Genomic DNA, 1,662 nt, shown 5'->3' with positions numbered 1-1,662 from the left:
CAAAACATACTAATCTAGTGTTGGATGATTACTCGACGGAGTAGTCGTTCAACACTTTTTCTTTTACTATGTAAAGTGGAGATGAAGCCAATGCCGTGACTGCTTTGGACACATGATGTCGTAAACAAAACTGGCAGCTTCACCATTCAATTGTGAATCTCGTCTAAGTATGTTGGCTGTTAAAGTCCTGTTGAGAAAATTAGATCTGATTGGATTAGATGGAGGCAGCTCATCTCCAAGTAAAGCGGAGGTTTATTCTTATGGATTTATTGAAAACTGTTTTTGGTATTGATGTTAGCAGCCGGAAGTCTAACGTATGCATTATGGTCAATGGCCAAAAAGTTGATGACTATGCCATCTCCAACGATATGGTAGGCTTCAATCAGTTGCTAGATGACCTTAAGCAGGTTACTAAACCGCAGATTATCTTTGAAGCAACTGGTGTCTATTCCAGAAGACTCCAGGCGTTTTTGGACATGCACGAATTGCGCTATGTCATGATGAACCCGCTGGAAGCCAAAAGAAAGACAAAGGATGACCTGCACCAGAACAAGACCGATAAGCTTGATGCCTTGTACCTTGCCAAGCTGCAGTCTGAGCACCCGCAACGGCTGGCCTACGTTCAAAGCAAAGAATATCAAGAATTGATGGCCAATAACCGCATCTATGAGCAGGCTTCGCACGATCTGATAACCAACAGGAATAGACTGCACAAAGCCATTCAGCTCACTTTCCCAGAGATTGAGCACTTAATGGTTAACCCGAGAGGGAAAAACTACTGGAGTATTGTTCTCAGATTCCCACACCCTGATATCGTATTAGAAACAAAAGAAGCCGATATCATCGACTTCTTAAAAGGCTTATCTGGTATTGGTAAAAAGCGCGCTAACGACATAATGCAAAGTCTTATTCGTTTGGCTAAAGTCGCATGCCCAGCTGTCAAAAAGGACAGTGCACATATTCGTGGCCTCGAAATGGCCATTAACAATATTCTGAGCGCTGAAGAGGCGTGCCAGACAGCTTTAAAGGAGATGACCAAGCTCGCTCCCAAGCGGGATCTGGAGATCCTCACAAGCATTCCAGGCATCGGCGAAAATACCGCTCTAAGAATCATTAGTGAGCTTGGAGATATCAGACGTTTTAACAACCCTAGCCAATTAAATGCCTTCGTTGGCGTTGACCCTCAAGTTTATGAATCTGGCAACCTCACGGCCCACCTGTCAATTTCAAAGCGTGGGACAGCTATCGGCAGAAAGGTGCTGTACTTGGCAATCAACCAAATTCAGTCGGCTAAGAAAGCGGGAAACCCTTCTCATATTGCGGATTATTACGAGAAACGAAAACGGTCTTCTGAGACTGCAAGTCACAAGAAGGCCGCTATCGCATCGATCCATAAATTATTACGGACGATCTTCGCTTTAATTAAGAATGATCAATTATATAGCTATGACGTAGCCAAACATAACCAAAGACTTTTGTCATAAAAATTGATCCAATAGATATTATAACAGCCTCTTTTTTGAAATTACAGAAGGTGGCTGTATTTATCATGCCCTAAATCAGATATTTAACTCGATTCTCCGGGAGCCATTTCCCGATTAGGCCTGTATTTCAAAATAAAATTGCTTAAAATCGTTGATAACACTTGACTTAGAGTAGAAA

1 protein-coding gene is annotated in these 1,662 nt (G+C 42.4%); it reads left to right on the top strand.

The window, feature by feature from the left end; genetic code table 11:
* The first annotated feature begins 260 nt into the window (after window positions 1-260).
* On the top strand, window positions 261-1,484 hold the full coding sequence (locus JEM49_RS07955; protein ID WP_004897277.1) for an IS110 family transposase: 1,224 nt from the start codon (window positions 261-263) through the stop codon (window positions 1,482-1,484).
* Window positions 1,485-1,662: the final 178 nt, after the last annotated feature.

It is taken from the genome of Lactobacillus sp. A27 (genome assembly GCF_016742815.1).
In the GTDB taxonomy this organism is placed as follows: domain Bacteria; phylum Bacillota; class Bacilli; order Lactobacillales; family Lactobacillaceae; genus Lactobacillus; species Lactobacillus gallinarum.
Note: the sequence above shows the minus strand (reverse complement) of the source record. Positions and strands in the feature narration are given on the sequence as shown.

What these genes read in the sequence shown, in the direction of transcription:
- JEM49_RS07955 (WP_004897277.1), top strand. Translation starts at nt 261, where the DNA reads ATGGATTTATTGAAAACTGTTTTTGGTATTGATGTTAGCAGCCGGAAG.